This is a genomic window from Nostoc sp. (assembly GCF_036917465.1).
Classification (GTDB): domain Bacteria; phylum Cyanobacteriota; class Cyanobacteriia; order Cyanobacteriales; family Nostocaceae; genus Nostoc.
On record NZ_JBALDL010000041.1, the window covers coordinates 129,955 to 148,096 of the forward strand.

Sequence of the window (18,142 nt, forward strand, 5' to 3'; positions counted from 1 at the left end):
GCTTATGACTCATCTAACCGCCGTTGCCATTCAGCATCAATTTGTGCAGAACGCTCAACTTCTTGGTCGAGTAAGTCAGTTTCGCTAGAATACACTAAATCTTCGTTGCCAATGACTTTTTCGGTGGCAAATTGTTGAGCATAGTCGATTTTTTGTTGCAAAGGTGCATCAGGACTTTCCAACACCCTCGATCGGGAAAGGCGATCGCGGTTGCGATCGATAATGTTCCGATTACGCCACCGAATCCAGAAATAACGCAATAACGGTATGACTAAGAAACCTACTCCGTAAGCCAATAGCAGCAAATGAATTCCTTGTACAAAAGCTACCAATCCACCCAATTGGGCGGCAACAGTGCCATCTCTCAACAAATTTTCCAGTACTAAAGCACCAACAAAATTTAGTACACCCAACCCCGCACTCAGCATAATTTGCCCTGAACTTGCGGCACTAAAACGCCAAGGCAACTCCTCTAAATAAGGCGATATTGAATGACGGCGCTTTTTAACTGCACTCACCTGTAACTCTGGGAAGTAATAAACAATTTGCCCTTCGGGACTTACCGCCGGTTGCCCATTAAATCGTGTTAGAACGGGCAGCATATAATCTTCGTACTCTCTTGTATATCCTTCGCCAATATCATCTAAGTATGGGGCAATTTGTTCTGCTACCACTGCGCCACGATTACCTCGAATCACCGTAGCAATTTCTTGCCAGCGACGCTCGTCTAAGTTGGCGTTAGGATTTCCATCACCAAACAAAAACGAAAACACAGCTTCAAAGAAATTCAGATTGCTTTCTTCTCGGCTTCCCCGTCGCCGTTCCTGGTAGTGAGTGTCATAATTTGGGCTAAGATACCAGAATAAATTTGGAAAATAGAAGAAACCGCCACCGCCAGAATTACTGCCCCGATTGTCGCCGTTGCGATCGGAATTGGCAGAGGTAATAATAATGTAGATGGTAACAGTTATCAGTACGATGGAAAGAGTTAAGACAATTCCAAAAGAAATGCGAATCAGGTAAAAGAGTACACTCCAGACCTTTTTCCACCATTCTTGCAATCGTAACCGAAAGTATTTATTACGCAAAATTGCTCGAAAATTTTGTGGAAAAAGGTAAACTATATCACCTGAATCTGCTACCTGCAAATGTCCCCCAGCATCAGATGCTAGTGCTAATAAGCTTTGATTAGCTTCCGCGACGTTCAATCCTGCTTGAGTTGCCACATCACCAACGGTGACACGGTAGCCCAGTTTTTCCACAGCTTGCATGATGGTGGGATTGGGAGCCATTGCTCTCTCCTCCTGTTGAAACTTATTTACCCTTTCATTAAGTATAAAGTTTTATTTTGATTGACCTAGCAAAGGTAGGAATGAAGCATGAAATTATGGAAATTACACAACGAAAACCGAAACAGATAAACCAACAAATAATCTGACACACAATATGTTATAATCGTTTGCTTCAGCTTGGTTAACCAGCAAATTTTCTGCTCAAATATGGTGCAATATACTCTCGCTCAAAGCCCAGAAATTATCCTTACTGTTTCTGGAAAAGATTCAGCTAAAGCCCGTGATAAAGCAATGGATCAGCTAATGGAACTGATGGATGCAGGTAAGCTCCCCACGGAACTAGAAGAAGGGTTTGGCCCTCAACAATTAATTGAGGTTAAAGAGTCAACTATTGATACTACTAGCGGTGAGGATACTATTACACAAGCTGTCCAGGTTTTAAGTAACCTGGCCACACTCAAGCTGAAAGTTCAGGAGTCACGAGATGAAGCCCTAGAAATTCGCAAAGCGCTCGATGTTCTCTTCAGTGACGATTCGGTGACTGAAGAGGAAATTACTCGACTTAAGGAAGGTTTTAAAGTCCTCAAAAATTTCGCCCAAGCTAATTTGCGTTATCAAGATGCCCGATCTAAAGCAGAACAGGCTCGGCAAACTCTAGATCAAGCTCTCAAGTCACTTGATAAGTAACATCTACACAATCAGATGGATGGAGATGTATATTTGATTAATTAAATAGAAACTCTAAAAGACAGGCATAACGACCTGTCTTTAGATTTACTGGGGCGCTAGGATTCGAACCTAGGGATGGCGGGACCAAAACCCGCTGCCTTACCACTTGGCTACGCCCCAACGACTTTACTCTAGTTAATATAGCAGTTAATCTGGGGTTTGTGTCAAGTACTTTAATGGTTTATTTCAGATAATGGATTTTTACTATAAAATTTAAGCTCAAAAAGCTGCCCCTAGCTTTGATATTCAAAGCTAGGGGCAACTAGATTATTTATTTTCACTTTTTTCTAATCTCCAGTCTCGTGAAGGAAGACTGCTACAATCCGACTTGATGATAGTAGTTGCTTCATAGCCAGCCATATAAATAGTGGAATGGTCTTAGCATAGCGGCCGCAAAGTCGGCGCGGTTCTTGAATCCATCGATATAGCCATTCAAGTCCTAAGTCTCGAATTATGCGGGGCGCACGTTTATGAATTCCTGCATAAACTGGGAAAACTCCACCCAGTCCAATCATTACAGCTTGTATCTTACCTTTATGTTGAGCGATCCAATTTTCTTGTTTAGGACATCCTAGCGACACTAAGACGGCGCTAGCACCACTAGAATTAATCTTTTGAACTAAAGCTTCGTCTTCAATTTGAGTCAGGGGACGAAATGGTAGAGGCTCCATCGCCGCAATCTTTATCTGGGGGAATTCCTGCTCTAACCTTTTTTGCATTTTAGAGAGAATTTCTGTTTGGGAACCGAGAAAGAAAATACTAAGATTTTCTGTTTGACTTAGCTGACACAATTCTAGAAAGATATCCATCCCTGCCACACGGTTTTGGGAAGACGCTCCCATTTTTCGCATCATCCATACAAGAGGCATACCATCAGGAGTAACTATATCTGCATTTCGCAATACGGCGGCAAATTCTGGATGCCAATGAGCTTCAATGAGCATGTGTACATTGGCTACATACACGCTTTTACTCTCACGCCTACTCGCCCACTTCAGTATTGTTTGTATCTGATGGTCAAAGCGTAAAGCAGTAATAGGAAAATCAAGCACTTTTTTAGTCGGTAGAAGCACTCTTGCCACCATTAATAACTCCTGTGTCCAAGAAAAAAATCCATAGATTATCTAAACCAATACGAATATTGAATAATTCGCATTGGATAACTCCTGACTTTTTTTTATAGGCTTGTGTCATCATTGGAAGTTAACACGTGGAGGTGCAATTGCCTTCTTAGTAAACTTTTGGCTTAATCGCTAATACTATAGTTACTTGCTGTTGTGTCCTAGCTTACTGTTTTAAGCTAAGAATTTATGACACTGGTTGACAAAATTCATACTCTCTTCATAATTAATTTTTGATTGGTTCATGCAAGCATTACAATTACGAGAAATTTTTATAGAAATTTTATGATTGAGTAAGATTTCTGATGTAATTACTTTATACGGAGAAGCCAGATAACAGGCACTCAGTATGGCGTTTTTGATCCGTAAGTATGCGCTTAAAAAATAAGGGGAAGATAAGCTTATCTTCCCCTGTTCTATTATTTTTATTGTTGTCTAGTTTGTTAGCTTCTTTAAGTCTTTGGCGTAACATTTGCCGTTGCTTTTTAAGTTGACGCTTCCTAGCAGAACCACCTCTACCTTTGTCATTCCTACCTTCTTTACGGGGAGATTCCCATCTTTTCAGGCGCATAAATTTTTAACATCTCTATTTAGTTGTTTGATAGTGGGCAGGAGGAGAATCGAACTCCTATGACCGCAAGGCCGCCACATTTTGAGTGTGGTGCGTCTACCAATTCCGCCACCCGCCCGTTACATCTAACTTAACTATTATACTCTAGTTGAGGGATTTTGTAACAACTTTGAAAATTAATTCTCAAACTTTTTCTGGAATAAATTATATATAAGGCTTAAAAGCGTGGCAAGATCAATAAACTAGGGTTAATATCCTGGAGCTTGGCACAGCCGCTAAGTGCCATTCCTATACTTAACTCATCTTGTAGTAGTGAGATGACGTGAGATACACCAACTTGTCCTGCTACTGCTAGTCCCCACAAAATGGGTCGTCCGATTAGTACCGCTTTTGCTCCTAGTGCCAGAGCTTTGAGAACGTCTGTCCCCCTGCGAATGCCTCCATCCAGCAGCACTTCTACTTTACCATCCACTGCTGCTACTATTTCAATTAGGGCTTCTATTGAAGCGATCGCACCATCGAGTTGTCTGCCACCATGATTGGAAACAACAATTGCTTTAGCCCCATATTCTACAGCCCGTACAGCATCATCTCCCCGTAAAACTCCTTTGATAACTAAAGGTAGTGGAGATAAAGATTGCAACCATTCCAAATCATCCCAAGTTACTGCTGGGTTTAACTGTTGGGCAAAATAGGTAAATAAACCTGATTCGCCTTTTTCATGGGAAATATCTAGCCCTGAGATGGCGGCGAGATTAGCCAGATGTAAGTCTGTGGGTAAGGCAAACTCGTTGCGTCTATCTCTTTCGCGTTGTCCGAGAACAGGTGCATCTACAGTCAGACAAAGTGCTTTGTAGCCTGCTTTATAGGCTTTTTCTACCAAAGCACGAGTTAACCCCCGGTCTTTATGGATGTAAAGCTGGAACCATCGCAGAGAATCTGGAAATTTATCACACGCAGTCGCTACTTCTTCAATGCTCTTTGTAGCCATTGTACTTAACACCATGCCCACACCAGCTGATGCGGCAGCTATAGCTGTGGCCACTTCTCCGTCTGGATGGGCTAGACATTGAAAGGCCATCGGCGCAATTAATAAAGGTAGTTGCAGGGGTTGTCCTAAAATAGAGGTAGTTAGATTGCGATCGCTAACATCGACTAATATCCGAGGTCGTAGCTTGACTCGCTCAAAGGCAGCACGATTATCTCGTAATGTGATTTCGTTCCAAGCACCACTGCTATAGTAATCAAGGGTCATTTGAGACAGATGCTCTTTTGCTAGCTTTTCGTACTCAAAAAGATTTATGGGTTGAAAGCGATGGTCGTTAGATACAACTGTCATGGTAGCGGCTGTGGGTTAAGCAATGGGATGTCTTTTAATCCGATTGAACGATTTATTGGTAACTGAGTTCTTTTAAAGGAATCTATCTAATAATTCTTCTCTAGATAGTTGCAGCAATAAAGGAGTAAATTGTTCTGGAGATAATGCCAATAAAACTTCAGTAATTACTCTTAGTTCTGTATCTAACGAACCAAAGCGGACTCTCAACAAGTTCTCTATAACATTCCGACGTTCTGCTTGGATTCCTTCTTGTTTAACTTCTGCTAATTTTTGCTCGTAAATGGGTGATAAGCGCATAATCAAATTTCTATCCTCCTCGTCTATATTTTGATTGAATTCTAAGGTAGTCTTTAAATTTAATAATAAATCAATTGCTTTAGTACGTAAGGGATTATTCTGGGGAAGTGCTTCTAGTTCGTCTATCGCTTGTTGCTGGACTTTTCCCTTACCTAAAATTCTCAACCATATTGTTTCTTCTGTACGCGGTAATTGGTGAATTACCACAATTGCTGTTCTCAAGTAATCGCCTAAAAAATGTACTCCTATTCCCCAATTTTCCTCATCTAAATTAGCTCTAAAACCATCTAGTACAGATTCAGAAGCTGTGGGTGACAAAATCCACAAACGTGGTAATTCTGATTCTGCAAGCCGAGTCCTATCACCTTTAGCTTGGCGTTTTACTTCAGCAAAGATATCAAATAACTTATTCATACAACTACGCATTTCCGCAATTGTCGCCGCATTTCTAAATGGTTCAATTAATGCAGGTTCAGCCGCAAACTTTCCTAACAGCCCTAATTCTATTGTATTCTTTACCGATTGGGGTGGAGGTACGAAATAAACATCAATCTCTCGGATTTGGGCTGGAACTTTGCGACTGGTTTCCACTTCTCCCAATGGCTGTAACAATTCTTTAAGATAGTCTTTGGCGAACTGGTCGTAAGGAAACCTAGTCATTAGCTGATTTTTTGGCTGAACCAGTATTTTACATCACAGTGTAATCGCCCAGAGCTTGCCTGAAGAAATTTTGTAATTGCGATCGCATTACTAATTTTACCAGTTTCGCCAGCCACCTTTGGGTGCAACTTCATTAGTTGTAGACTTCAAACCATGAGTTTGAATTAAAGATTGGTATTCTGTGCTGCTTGCCCAACGGTCAATTTCTCGCGCCCGCAGGACTGGCACTGGATGGGTTAATTGGGCTGTGCGGGCGGTTTTGACCATTTCGCCTAATTCGGTTTTGCTAATGTCATCATAAGCGCGGGCTTGGGCAACAAAGGCATCGAGATTCAGTTGTGGCGCTAAGGTTGGGGAACCACCCGCCAGTTTCATTAATACTGACATGACAACTTTGGGATCTTGGGTTGCTAGTAATGCGGCGCGATCGCAGGTAAACTCAGCACAACGTACCCATTCTAAAAGCTGCGCCTGTATCGCTTGAGCAACGAAGGTTCCCACATTTGGCACAATCGCCGCTGCTAATATTAATAAATTTACAGGGGTCAAGTAAACGCTATGGTCGCACTTGAGATGCCCCAACTCGTGGGCAATTACTGCCTGGATTTCCTCTGGAGTGAGGATATCAATTAGGGATGTGTGTATTACTACAAAGGGCTGCTTACCCCGCACAGCAAAAGTATAGGCGTTGGGAGCCGGATGTTGCCGGACGTACAACTGGGGAGGCTCTATATCCAGAATTTCACAAGCGTCTAACAATAGCTTGTATAAATCTGGTAGTTGTTTTTCACCCACCAGAATGCTGGAAGCAATATTTTCTACATAGAAAACCTGCTCTGCCATTGGGCCAAGCCAATTTCGCACCAACATATCTATGCCTGGTATTTGCTTGAGCGTTTTAGTAGCTTCCAGGTCTAATGGATGACGAAATGAGTCAGCTTTTAAACCAATCAGAGGGGTTTTGAAGAAAGACATAGTGCAACAAGCTATATAAAAACACAACTATGGAATCTGGCTGGTTAAATAAACAGCCACCCACAGTTAGTATAACGATTTAACCAGGGTGGGCAGGGGGAGAAAATTTTACCTTGTCTCCCCAAAATTTTGAGCGCCGGAAGTTGGCGTTTAGATTTCTCCCTTCCTTTGTTTCCCCGTTAGTCTCAACCGATCAATTTCAACTTGAAAGGCTACTGATGCTGGGAGCTATTTCGGCATCTGCTGATGTTTCACCCACACGGAGGATTTTAGCTCCCAATTGCTGCAATTTCATATCAAGTCGGTCGTAGCCGCGATCGAGGTGCTGTAATCCTTGAATTGTGGTTTTTCCTTCTGCCGCTAACCCGGCGATAACTAGCGCGGCTGATGCTCGTAAGTCTGTGCCTAATACTGGTGCGCCAGATAATTTTGGTACTCCCCGAACAAAAGCAGCGTTACCCTTGACACGAATATCTGCCCCCAAGCGATTCAACTCTGAGGCATGACGCAAGCGATTTTCAAAGACGGATTCGTTAATCACGCTGTCGCCTTCAGCCAATGTCAGCAAAGACATGAATGGCGCTTGCATATCTGTGGGAAAACCTGGATGGTATTGAGTTTCAATATCCGTTGCTTTGAGGCTTTCTGCTGGCAGAATGTGTAAGTGGTCAGGCTTATCCTCAATTATTGTCACCCCAATATCTCGCAGCTTTGCAATCACTGGGATAAGATGTTCTGGAGCCACCGGTGAGAGAATAAGTTCGGAACGGGTAATTGCTGCTGCCAGTAAAAATGTCCCCGCTTCAATGCGATCGGGAATGATACTGTAATCAACAGAATGCAATTTGGGGACTCCCTCAACAATAATCCTGCTAGTACCCGCCCCCTTGATTTTCGCTCCCATCGCGTTACAGAAGTTAGCTAAATCAACTACTTCCGGTTCTCTGGCAGCATTTTCGATGATGGTTTCGCCCTCTGCTAGGGTAGCAGCCATCATCAAGTTTTCCGTCGCTCCAACGCTGGCGATATCTAAGTAAATCTTCGCACCTTTTAATCTCCGGCTACTACCAGGGACGTAGGCATTACAAATGCCATGCTCAATCTGTACCTCAGCCCCCATCGCTTGCAGTCCTCGCACATGCAAGTCAACTGGTCTTGCCCCAATAGCACAACCGCCTGGTAAGGGCATCTGTGCTACTCCCAATCTGGCAAGAATGGCTCCAATAGCGAAGAAACTCGCCCTCAGTTGGGTAACTAGTTCGTAGGGAGCTTTTGATGTTTTAATTTCGCTGGCGTTGATGTCTAAAATATCGCCTTGCCGGGTTAAACGTACACCCAAAGCCGATAATACCTGACCCATCCGCTCTACGTCGGCTAATAAGGGGACATTGCGGATACGACAATCGCCCGGACACAGCAAGGCTCCAGCCATGATTACCAATGCTGCATTTTTTGCCCCGCTAATTTTCACATGACCACGCAAAGGATGCCCACCCCAAATTTGCAAGACTGAGGAGTCTGCTTCTGGAGCAATTTTGGCATCTGGTAAGCTGGTAGAAGGATTGATAAGCCTACCTCCAAAAGTAATACGTATTTTATATGTTTGAAGTTGGTTTTGATTCTACAGTAAAGATTCAAATTGTCCACGTTTTAGGGCAACTTATTGCATCAAAAAATTGCTTTTTTGGAAAAAATAAGGGCTAAAAGAAAGTTATAGTAAGCTTTTTAGGGTTTCAAAAAATTTAACAATAAATAATGAATGAGTACTAGTTTTGAGCAAAATTAAATACTCAGTAAAATGACTTAAGTATTCTCTACGAATCAATGCTGTACTGTTCAGCTAATATTTTGATTCGACCTAATTTCCAGAAAAACTCGTTACAAACCTGAGACTTTTAATGGTTTTTTTGTTTTCACTTGACAAAGGTAAAATTTTACGCAACAATCAAGAAATTGTCGATAAGCACAAGTGCCAGCGGAACTGGCGGAATGGCAGACGCGCTAGATTCAGGTTCTAGTGCCGCAAGGCTTCCGGGTTCAAGTCCCGGGTTCCGCATATCAATTTTGTTTGGATTTTAGATTACCGATAGCGCAGCGTAAAGCCTACCGCATAGCTGCGCTTAGAGCGAGTATGCGAGCGTCTTGTTAATTAGTCTAAAATCTAAAATCTAAAATCGTGTTGACCAGTTTACAAAATTCCCTAATTAAGCAAATTCGCAAACTCCACTCCACCAAGGAGCGGCATAAGCAGCAGTTATTTTTACTCGAAGGGACGCACCTGTTGGAAGAAGCTTGTGCAGTTAATTACCCACTAGAAACAGTATGTTGTACTCCAGATTGGCAAGCAGCCCACTCGTCACTCTGGGAAGAAGCTTGTAGTAAAAGCGATCGCACCGAAATTGTCAGCGAGGAAGTATTAAATGCGATCGCTACTACAGTCCAACCAGATGGTGTGGTAGCAACGGCAAAACGAAGCGATAGCCAAACTCAACTACCATTCACTGGTTTAGTTCTAGCTTTAGAAACGGTGCAAGATCCGGGAAATCTGGGGACGATGATTCGCACTGCGGCGGCGGTGGAAGCATCAGGTTTGTGGGTAAGTGGAGATAGTGTAGATTTAGACAGTCCAAAAGTTCTTCGGGCTTCAGCAGGGCAATGGTTTCGCCTAGCAACAGCCGTAACGGAAGATTTAAAAGCTACAGTTCAACAAAGTCAACAAGCAGGGATGCAGGTAGTAGCAACCTTACCTAGTGCGACTTTGACTTATTGGGATGTGGACTGGCGCAAACCCAGTCTGATCTTACTGGGCAATGAGGGTGCTGGATTGTCGGCAGATTTAGCAGCGATCGCAGATAAACAAGTTAGAATTCCTTTGAGTCCTGGGGTAGAATCTTTGAATGTAGCGATCGCAGCCGCTTTAATGTTATACGAAGCTCGGCGGCAAATGAGTCAGGAGACGCGATGAATCGCGTCTGTACAGGAGTTAAAACTCATGATTTTTCTTTGGTTTTTGTCTTTTCTTCGAGATATTGTTCGATATCAGCAACTGCATCTTCAAGGGCTGCTAAATCAATAGCGATCGAGTCTTGATCGACTTCGACTTCACTGAGACTAGTAGAATGCAGTTGAGGGAGTTGTGTAATTTCTTCTTCCTCAGTTGAAATTTCTTGTAAGATATCCTCCAGCTGATCGAGAGATTGCTGAAACACTTGATCGGCGACGCGGCGCTGTTGTGGGTGAATTGGCTCCATAATATTGATTTGAAAATCCTGATTTACTGACTTAATTTTGATTGCAGCTTCTACAGATTAAAATTTTGCACTTATAACATCATAGTTGTGTATTCTTGAACGTCAGCATTACCTGGGGAAAAATCAATAATTTGTTTTTCATTACAATAATTAAGATTCATGAAATTGCAAATGAGAAACCATTTTTAGGTTGTAACACCTGGGTTTTGGATTTGCAAAAATTTGTCTAACATGATGCTGGGAATTGGTCGTGGGCGCATTGTCTGTGCATCCACCCAAACCCACAGCGCCTCTGCCGTTACTAACAAATCATCTTGGTTTTTTTTACGAATCTCGTAGCATCGGAAGGCACGAGTCCCGCGCATTTCTTTCAACCAGGTAGTAATTTCTAGGGTATCGCCTGCTACTGCTGGGCGTAAATAGTCAATTTCTACCCGCCGCATGATAAATACCCCACCTACTTCCCGATATACATCCAAAGTTAAGCCCAAATATTCTGAATGTTCAATGGCTGCTTGTTCTAGATAATTTTGGTAGACGGCGTTATTTACATGCCCAAGTGCGTCCATTTCATAGTGTCGGACACGTAGCAGAGTTTTGAACGGTTGCATAGGTTAATTGGTAGTATGGCACTGTTTTTTACACTTCAGCATAACCAATGCGATCGTCAAAATACTTCAGAATCAGCGCCAATAAGTGAGTCAAATTAAATATAAAACCTCACCCTGCCTCCGGCTTCCCTCTGCTTGCTATCGGCTACGTGTATACACAAGTCTAATTACCCCCCTTAATCCCCCCTTGGAAAGGTGGGAAACAAGAGAATTTCTTTCCCTCACCTTTCTAAGGGGAGGGTTAGGGTGGGGTAATTCAAAGACTGGTAGTTGAGTGATTCGATAACTTGTGTGTACACCATAGCCGATGCTTTGGAGAGGGATTGAGGGTGAGGTTTGATCTTATATTTAATTACGCCTACCTACTTATCATTCGCTCTACATGTTTTGCACCATTGAGAAACTGTACGCGATACACATCTGGATTGCTCAATTTTTCCCATTCAGCATAACCAATGCGCTCGTCAAAATGCTTCAGAATCAACGCCATTAAATTGCCATGCCTCACGATCGCAATTGTGTTTGCTTCTTGCTGTAATACTTGATCAATTACAGCTATGCCACGCGCCATAGCAATACGACTTGATTCACCACCATCTAGATATAAATCAAGATTGGTAAATGACTCAGCCAATCGCTCACGCCAATCATTAAGCGGTGTTGCACACAGTACGCGCTCAATAAGTCGATTATCAGTCTCAATTGAGAGGCTTAGACGTTCAGCGAGTGGAACAATTGATTGATATGCTCTCATAAATGGACTAGAGATAACCCGCTCGATCCCCAAATCGAATAATAAATCAGCAAGAGCGATCGCTTGGAGATTGCCTTGTGATGTAAGAGGCGCGTTAGGTTCCTGTCCAACTGCTTGGCAATGTCGCACAATATACAGTATTTTCAGCATCAAGCTTCTGTTTTTAGAAATAAAAAATTCAAAATGAGGCAGCAGACGATCGAGTTTCCTGCTGCTACCTCTACCTTCTACTAACTACTCAAAGCCTTTAAAAAGCGTTGCAAACTCTTAAACACATTGGGCTTTTTCACAGGTGCAGTGTCCGTTATTGTTTGCGGTTGTCCTTTTAAAAAGATCAGATCCAACTCATCAGCCGATGGTTTTGTGGGTAATTCGGCAATTCTCTGATATTCGCCGCCAGTTTCTAGCCAAACTTCCCACTGTCCTGGGTAGGAGCGAGATAAGGCACTTTGATCGTCTATGGGGCGCAGGTAATAACAGCATTCAATGGTATCGATTAAACGCAGGCGAATTTGCCTTGCTGCATAACCAATGCCCACAATTCCAGAATCTTCTAGACGGGGATTTAAAAAGACTATAGGGCGATCGCCTATTACTTGACACAACTTTTCCACCTGCGGTACTTCTACGGAAGTAGGAGCAATGAATAAGAAAATTTCATCCTCTGGCTGAATTTTTGTTTCCAAGGAAGCAGTCCTTCCCGTACCGATATCTAAAATTTGAAATGGTGCGTCAGCCCAATTGCGGCGGGCTAGGGCGGCAGCACCAGCGTCAGCAAAGAAAATCTTCAAACGGGAATCATAATCCGTAAACACGGGCAAAAATTGTTCCGCCACCGGCATAAACTTGAGTTCTGGGAACAGGAACTCAACCTGCAAGCGAGTACAACCATCTGCAAGGGCAGCTTGGACAGCTACACGAGATTGGGCGATCGCATCTTCAAGACTGTTAGGAAGTTCACTCATAGTTTATGATGTCGCTTTAGCATTATTCCTATTGTTTCAGTATTGGCTCTGATTGAGTAGCCAGACGACGACGATTAACCAAACATAGGTTTGAATCCCCAGATGTAGGGGCAATTCATAAATTGCCCCTACCGCTTGTAGTTTTGCGTCAGTCCTACAGAATTCATAATCAAGATCACAAAAAAGGGCTATTTCCAGATGATAAAAACACCAGTTATTATCGTAAATAAAAGGGTTTAAGACCCCTACCTCTAAAGGTAGCCCCAGTTTCAGACGGGGATTTAAACCCAGACTGAAACTCTCTTTAATTTTGAATTTTGAATTTTGAATTTTGAATTGTTAAAGGCTCAGTACTGATTATCGTAAAAAACCTTGTAGATTAGCACAGTAAACAACGGATCATATCCTTACAGAGGAATAAAATATGCTGGAATTATTGGGTTCAGGTTTGGTGTCACTTTGGCTGGAAATGGCCGGGGTGCAAATCAAGCCTCTAGATGCCTTAGATGCTTTGACTTGGCAAGGTAGCCCTGGTTTGGTTCTTGCCCCCGATCCCAATCCAACTGGGGCAACCACGGTGCAGGAATATCTGAAAAAGCTGATCGCATCAAAAGTGGTGGGGCAAAATCTGGCTGAGAGTCAGGGAATTTGGATGCAGTCAGGGCCGATGCTGATGGCAAATCACCAAGGTACGACACCTCTGCCGGCTGCCTCTTTAACCAAAATTGCTACTTCGTTAGTTGCTTTAAAAACTTGGGGGCCAGATTATCAATTTGATACTTTGGTAAATATTACCGGGCCAGTGGTAAATGGAGTTGTGCAAGGCGATTTGGTGATTACAGGCGGTGGCGATCCGATGTTTGTTTGGGAAGAAGCGATCGCTCTTGGTAATACTCTCAATCAAATGGGCATCAAGCAGGTAAAGGGAAATTTAATCATTAATGGCAGATTTGCGATGAATTTCCAACGACAGCCGATGCTGGCGGGTATGATGCTCAAGCAAACACTAAATAGTGCAACTTGGGGCCGCCCTGCTATTTACACATACTCAATCATGCCCAAGGGAACGCCCAAGCCTCAAGTTGTGATTGCGGGTACGGTGAAAGTTGAGGCGCAACCAAACCCTCAACAAACTTTGTTACTGCGTCATCGCTCGTTACCCTTAAGGCAACTGCTTAAGGAAATGAATATTTACAGTAACAACGATATGGCAGAAATGCTAGCAGAGTCACTGGGAGGAGCAACTGTAGTCCAATCCACTGCTGCTAACCTTGCTAGGGTTCCACAAGTCGAAATTCAGTTAATCAATGGTTCTGGACTAGGCCCGGAAAACCGCATTTCTCCCAGGGCTGTTTGTGCGATGTTGATGGCTATTCAAGGAGAGGCATCTGCCCATCAGCTAAATCTAGCTGACTTGTTCCCGATGTCTGGGTTTGATCACCGAGGAACAGTACATAGCAGACACATTCCCCTAGCTACTGTGATCAAAACTGGCACTCTTAGGGATGTAAGCGCTTTAGCCGGAGTCATGCCCACACGCGATCGCGGTTTGGTTTGGTTTGCTATTATCAACCGTGGGGCAAATGTTTGGGGTTTGCGGAATCAACAAGATCAACTCTTGCAAAGTGTTGTCAAACAATTACAATTACCTCTAACCGTTCCTACTGCCCTGACTCCTCACTCAGCCATCAACTCTTTACCGCAGTTAGGTGCAGCTAGTCGAAATGAAATTTTATTCAAAAGTTAGTTCATTTGACTCGGTAAAATAAAGGAATAATTGGAAACTACCTTGAAAGTTTAGTATTGTTAGCAATCCAAAAATTTTATTTATGGGTAAAAACCGAACTTGTAAAGGGTAAATGTCCATAATAGCTTTTGGGTTAAATTTTCCATTAACTTGATTATAGGTAGCTCGTAAAATGCCCTAACCACAGTATTGGAAAGAGCAGGCGAAACCGAAAGTAAAAATAACTGTAAATAGATTTTTCACGACTAAGCAACAATTAAGCTGATAAATTAGGTTGTGATTATGCAATTTCTCAAGTTACCCAGGTCTTTACGTCAACTCAGTAGTTATGTTTTAGCGATCGCGCTAGGAGTATTGTTAACCGTTAGTACATTGCAGGTATTGCCCTCCCAAGCCGCACCCCTAACTGCTGGTGATACTCCACAACTGATTGCTCAACCGCAATCACCAGTTACGGCTGCGATCGGTAGTACTAGTTTTGTTACAGCAGCAGTAAATCGTGTGGGTTCAGCAGTAGTTCGGATTGATACTGAGCGGACAATTACTCGTCGCGTCGATCCATTTATGGAAGACCCCGTTTTCCGTCGGTTTTTCGGTGATGGTTTCTCTCAACAGATGCCGTCTTCTGAGCAGTTACGCGGTTTAGGCTCAGGTTTCATTATTGACAAGAGTGGGTTAGTTCTGACTAATGCCCATGTCGTCGATAAGGCTGATAAGGTAACAGTCCGACTCAAAGATGGCCGCACCTTTGAAGGGAAAGTTCAAGGTATTGATGAAGTCACAGATTTGGCAGTAGTCAAGATTAACGCCGGCAAAGATTTACCAGTCGCGCCCTTGGGTTCTTCTAGTAGTGTACAAGTAGGAGATTGGGCGATCGCAGTTGGTAATCCTTTAGGATTTGATAACACCGTTACCTTGGGGATTGTTAGTACCCTCAAACGTTCCAGCGCCCAAGTCGGCATTAGCGACAAACGCTTAGACTTCATTCAAACCGATGCTGCTATTAACCCAGGTAATTCTGGCGGGCCGCTATTAAATGGCCAAGGTGAAGTGATTGGCATTAACACAGCGATTCGCCCCGATGCGATGGGTATTGGGTTTGCCATTCCTATTGATAAAGCTAAAGCGATCGCAACACAACTGCAACGTGATGGTAAAGTTGCTCACCCTTATTTAGGCGTGCAAATGCTAACTTTAACACCCGAACTGGCCAAGCAAAATAACACCGATCCCAACTCTCCGATTCAGATACCAGAAATTAATGGTGTTTTTGTCATGCGAGTTGTCCCCAATTCTCCTGCTGCATCTGCGGGTATCCGGCGCGGGGATGTAATTCTGCAAGTTGATGGTAAAGCTATTACCAGCGCTGAACAATTGCAGAACTTTGTAGAAGACAGTCGTCTTGGTCAACTATTACAGGTGAAAGTGCAACGGGGTAATCAGACACAGCAGCTTTCAATCCGCACAGCCGAGTTGCAAAATGCTTCGTAGAGAGGCACATCTATATCTGTTATTGGTGTAAATTTAAGGGAGCTAGCTGTGCTACCCTAATGCGCTTTGTCTGTAAACGAGATCCGCTAAAATACCTCATAAATGTAAAAACTGGATAGTTTTTGTGGTATTTTTCTCTCCTGGCTCCCTCCTTAGCGATGCTCTTGCCAACGAGTCTAAATCCACTTACCAACAGATAAAACTAGTCCTTCATGAGCTAATACTGTTTGAGGGAAAGCAGATTTAACATCTCCTTGAACTTTGTCAAGAAAATCATCATGGTCATCTGGGTGATGATGAGAAATAGCTAGCCGTTGCACACCAGCATTCAAAGCTGCATTCACCGCAGCTTGCCAGAGTAACTCAGCAGAATCATGATTGTGAGAGGTTGGGGGAGTATAAGTGGCATTGGCAATCAGTAAATCAACGCCTTTAATAAACTCTAAAATCCGCTCTCGCTCAACTTGATCGGCATTTTGGTGCAAATCCGTGACATAAGCAACACTATAGTTTTGCCAAGTAACTCGGTAGCCAACTGAGCGCTGAGTTTGATTGATTAATGCCATTTTAATGGTGACATCATCTAGCTTTACATCACTGTCTGGAGTCAGATTGTAAAACTGCAATTCCGACTGTATTACCTGTAAAGGATAAGGAAAGTGAGGCTGGAGCATCTGATCGTACAGAGATTGTTTGATTGAGGCTCCATTTGAGGCAGCTGTGCCGTAAATATGGAAAGAATTTTCCAGAATAAATGCAGGAGCAAAAAAGGGAAACCCTTGAATTCGGTTTGATTGGCAGTTGGTAAAAAATAAATGGGCTTGTATTGGCTGTTGTAGCTTTTGCCAAGTTTTACCCAGTATGCGTAAGCCGGTACCGCCATCAAAAATCAAGCGTTTCCCACCTACAGACATTTCTACACAAGCGGTATTACCACCATAGCGGTTGGTGTTGGTGTCTGGGGTGGGGATCAAACCCCGTACACCCCAGAATTGCACAAGAAATTCACCTGCTGGGCTACTTGGCAGGGTAGCAGACTTTTCAGGTATGTAGTTCTGGGAATCTGACAACTCAAAATTTGACATTTTTCTTGAAATTAGACCTTAACGAGCAGGTCATCGTAGCGCCGAACTTCCAACAACCTGTTTTTTTCGTCCACAATGACTACTGTAGGAGAGTAATTTTTTAACTCTTCTGGAGTGAACTGCCCGTAAGTCATTATAATCAAGCGATCGCCAATAATGCCGAGACGTGCCGCTCCCCCATTTAGCTCAATTACTCCCGAATGGGCTGGAGCCGGGATCGCATAAGTAATAAAACGCTGACCGTTGGCACTATTAACTACTTGCACTTGCTCATAAGGTAAGATACCAGCTTTTTCTAAAAGCATTTCATCGATGCTGATACTACCCACGTAGTTGATATTCGCCCCCGTCAGGGTGCAATTATGAATTTTTGCCAAAAGGAGAGTACGCTGCATTCTGGTTTAGGATTGGTGGCAGTTTTTGCGAGCCGTAACAGTAGAGACGCGATTAATCGCGTCTCTACAGGAGTCAGGAATAAAAATTAATAACTCTTAACTCTTAACTCCTAACTCCTAACTCCTCTATTATCCTCTATAAGCTTTGACGGATTTTTCTACTAAAGCTGCAACCTTGTCTACATCTTGCCAACCGAGAATTTCAGTCACCTTTTTTTCCAAATTTTTATAACTACGGAAAAATTCGGCAATTTCTTCTAAGCGGTGTGGCGCTAAGTCTTTCAGGGATTTTACCTGAGTGTAGCGTGGATCTTTATCAGGAACACAAAGGATTTTTTCATCGCGATCGCCACCGTCAATCATCTCTAAGAAGCCAATTGGACGTGCAGCAATAATACAGCCTGGGAAGGTTGGCTCGTCAATTATGACCATACCATCCAGGGGATCGCCATCTTCAGCTAAAGTATTGGGTATAAAGCCGTAGTCATAAGGATATTGCACCGAGGAATAAAGTACTCGGTCTAGAGCAAAAGCTTCTAGTTCCTTGTCGTATTCGTATTTATTTTTACTTCCGCCAGTAATTTCAATCAGAACGTTGATTAGACCGGGTTTCGGTTGGGCAGCAATACGAGATAAATCCACAAAAAAGTCCTCTGATAACAGTGAATCATGGAAGCAGTAAGTCACCTTCGCTCCCCGTGTAGAATTTTAGGACAATATGGATCTCTTCCCAAGGTATTCATCCCAAGGTATTCATTAGGTTTCTTGCAAAAATATTTTCTGGTATTATAAGCTACTTACTTGCTAGTTCAACTTCATGGACATATTGAGAACCAAAATAGCCTAGTAATGAATATGT

18 protein-coding genes and 3 tRNA genes are annotated in these 18,142 nt (G+C 43.0%); 5 read left to right on the top strand and 16 right to left on the bottom strand.

The genetic code is table 11. The features are described from left to right. Positions 1 to 2: 2 nt before the first annotated feature. On the bottom strand, positions 3 to 1,292 hold the full coding sequence (locus V7K38_RS08435; protein ID WP_334856976.1) for a hypothetical protein: 1,290 nt from the start codon (positions 1,290 to 1,292) through the stop codon (positions 3 to 5). A 207-nt stretch (positions 1,293 to 1,499) separates the two neighbouring features. Between V7K38_RS08435 and V7K38_RS08440 the strand changes: the two genes are divergently transcribed. After that, positions 1,500 to 1,979: a hypothetical protein gene (locus tag V7K38_RS08440; protein ID WP_334856977.1), complete on the top strand. Its 480-nt coding sequence runs from the start codon at positions 1,500 to 1,502 to the stop codon at positions 1,977 to 1,979. Positions 1,980 to 2,069: 90 nt separating this feature from the next. Here the strand turns inward: V7K38_RS08440 and V7K38_RS08445 are convergent. The 8 genes from V7K38_RS08445 to murA all read right to left on the bottom strand — a co-directional run bounded on the left by V7K38_RS08445 (position 2,070) and on the right by murA (position 8,551). Then, positions 2,070 to 2,141: transfer RNA gene (locus tag V7K38_RS08445), tRNA-Gln, on the bottom strand. A gap of 167 nt (positions 2,142 to 2,308) precedes the next feature. Then, positions 2,309 to 3,106, bottom strand: a complete 798-nt coding sequence (locus V7K38_RS08450) for a WecB/TagA/CpsF family glycosyltransferase (RefSeq protein ID WP_334856979.1) — start codon at positions 3,104 to 3,106, stop codon at positions 2,309 to 2,311. A gap of 352 nt (positions 3,107 to 3,458) precedes the next feature. After that, entirely contained in the window at positions 3,459 to 3,713 is a 255-nt protein-coding gene (locus V7K38_RS08455; protein ID WP_334856981.1) for a hypothetical protein, read from the bottom strand. A gap of 34 nt (positions 3,714 to 3,747) precedes the next feature. After that, a tRNA-Leu gene (locus V7K38_RS08460) sits at positions 3,748 to 3,831 on the bottom strand. 99 nt (positions 3,832 to 3,930) lie between these two features. Continuing rightward, complete coding sequence (locus V7K38_RS08465; protein ID WP_334856982.1) at positions 3,931 to 5,052, bottom strand: alpha-hydroxy acid oxidase; 1,122 nt, start codon at positions 5,050 to 5,052, stop codon at positions 3,931 to 3,933. A gap of 72 nt (positions 5,053 to 5,124) precedes the next feature. After that, complete coding sequence (locus tag V7K38_RS08470) at positions 5,125 to 6,009, bottom strand: hypothetical protein (RefSeq protein WP_334856983.1); 885 nt, start codon at positions 6,007 to 6,009, stop codon at positions 5,125 to 5,127. 96 nt (positions 6,010 to 6,105) lie between these two features. Further along, on the bottom strand, positions 6,106 to 6,984 hold the full coding sequence (locus tag V7K38_RS08475; protein ID WP_334856984.1) for a M48 family metallopeptidase: 879 nt from the start codon (positions 6,982 to 6,984) through the stop codon (positions 6,106 to 6,108). Positions 6,985 to 7,183: 199 nt separating this feature from the next. After that, on the bottom strand, positions 7,184 to 8,551 hold the full coding sequence (gene murA / locus V7K38_RS08480) for a UDP-N-acetylglucosamine 1-carboxyvinyltransferase (RefSeq protein WP_334857083.1): 1,368 nt from the start codon (positions 8,549 to 8,551) through the stop codon (positions 7,184 to 7,186). A 408-nt stretch (positions 8,552 to 8,959) separates the two neighbouring features. Here murA and V7K38_RS08485 point away from each other — a divergent pair. Both V7K38_RS08485 and V7K38_RS08490 read left to right on the top strand, forming a co-directional pair. After that, positions 8,960 to 9,040: transfer RNA gene (locus tag V7K38_RS08485), tRNA-Leu, on the top strand. Between the two features lie 120 nt (positions 9,041 to 9,160). Beyond that, a complete protein-coding gene (locus V7K38_RS08490; protein WP_334856985.1) occupies positions 9,161 to 9,949 on the top strand; it encodes a TrmH family RNA methyltransferase in 789 nt (262 codons plus the stop codon). A gap of 25 nt (positions 9,950 to 9,974) precedes the next feature. On the opposite strand, the gene V7K38_RS08495 is transcribed toward V7K38_RS08490, so the two are convergent. The 4 genes from V7K38_RS08495 to V7K38_RS08510 form a co-directional block, all read right to left on the bottom strand. Beyond that, a complete protein-coding gene (locus V7K38_RS08495; protein WP_334856986.1) occupies positions 9,975 to 10,235 on the bottom strand; it encodes a hypothetical protein in 261 nt (86 codons plus the stop codon). 185 nt (positions 10,236 to 10,420) lie between these two features. Continuing rightward, the gene (locus V7K38_RS08500; protein WP_334856987.1) at positions 10,421 to 10,846 is read right to left on the bottom strand and encodes an acyl-CoA thioesterase; all 426 of its coding nucleotides are present in this window, start codon (positions 10,844 to 10,846) and stop codon (positions 10,421 to 10,423) included. 358 nt (positions 10,847 to 11,204) lie between these two features. Next, the gene (locus V7K38_RS08505) at positions 11,205 to 11,750 is read right to left on the bottom strand and encodes a histidine phosphatase family protein (protein ID WP_334856988.1); all 546 of its coding nucleotides are present in this window, start codon (positions 11,748 to 11,750) and stop codon (positions 11,205 to 11,207) included. Between the two features lie 80 nt (positions 11,751 to 11,830). Then, the gene (locus V7K38_RS08510; protein ID WP_334856989.1) at positions 11,831 to 12,565 is read right to left on the bottom strand and encodes a DUF1995 family protein; all 735 of its coding nucleotides are present in this window, start codon (positions 12,563 to 12,565) and stop codon (positions 11,831 to 11,833) included. Between the two features lie 424 nt (positions 12,566 to 12,989). On the opposite strand from V7K38_RS08510, the gene V7K38_RS08515 reads away from it, so the two are divergent. Together V7K38_RS08515 and V7K38_RS08520 are read left to right on the top strand one after the other, a co-directional pair. After that, complete coding sequence (locus tag V7K38_RS08515; RefSeq protein WP_334856990.1) at positions 12,990 to 14,312, top strand: D-alanyl-D-alanine carboxypeptidase; 1,323 nt, start codon at positions 12,990 to 12,992, stop codon at positions 14,310 to 14,312. A 282-nt stretch (positions 14,313 to 14,594) separates the two neighbouring features. Then, positions 14,595 to 15,803: an HhoA/HhoB/HtrA family serine endopeptidase gene (locus V7K38_RS08520; RefSeq protein WP_334856991.1), complete on the top strand. Its 1,209-nt coding sequence runs from the start codon at positions 14,595 to 14,597 to the stop codon at positions 15,801 to 15,803. A 176-nt stretch (positions 15,804 to 15,979) separates the two neighbouring features. Here V7K38_RS08520 and V7K38_RS08525 read toward each other — a convergent pair whose 3' ends face one another. The 3 genes from V7K38_RS08525 to V7K38_RS08535 all read right to left on the bottom strand — a co-directional run bounded on the left by V7K38_RS08525 (position 15,980) and on the right by V7K38_RS08535 (position 17,925). After that, positions 15,980 to 16,888 (bottom strand): MBL fold metallo-hydrolase, encoded by a 909-nt coding sequence (locus V7K38_RS08525; RefSeq protein WP_334856992.1) that lies wholly within the window; start codon positions 16,886 to 16,888, stop codon positions 15,980 to 15,982. Between the two features lie 11 nt (positions 16,889 to 16,899). Next, complete coding sequence (gene panD / locus V7K38_RS08530; RefSeq protein ID WP_334856994.1) at positions 16,900 to 17,283, bottom strand: aspartate 1-decarboxylase; 384 nt, start codon at positions 17,281 to 17,283, stop codon at positions 16,900 to 16,902. Between the two features lie 129 nt (positions 17,284 to 17,412). Continuing rightward, the gene (locus V7K38_RS08535; protein ID WP_334856996.1) at positions 17,413 to 17,925 is read right to left on the bottom strand and encodes an inorganic diphosphatase; all 513 of its coding nucleotides are present in this window, start codon (positions 17,923 to 17,925) and stop codon (positions 17,413 to 17,415) included. Positions 17,926 to 18,142 lie beyond the last annotated feature (217 nt).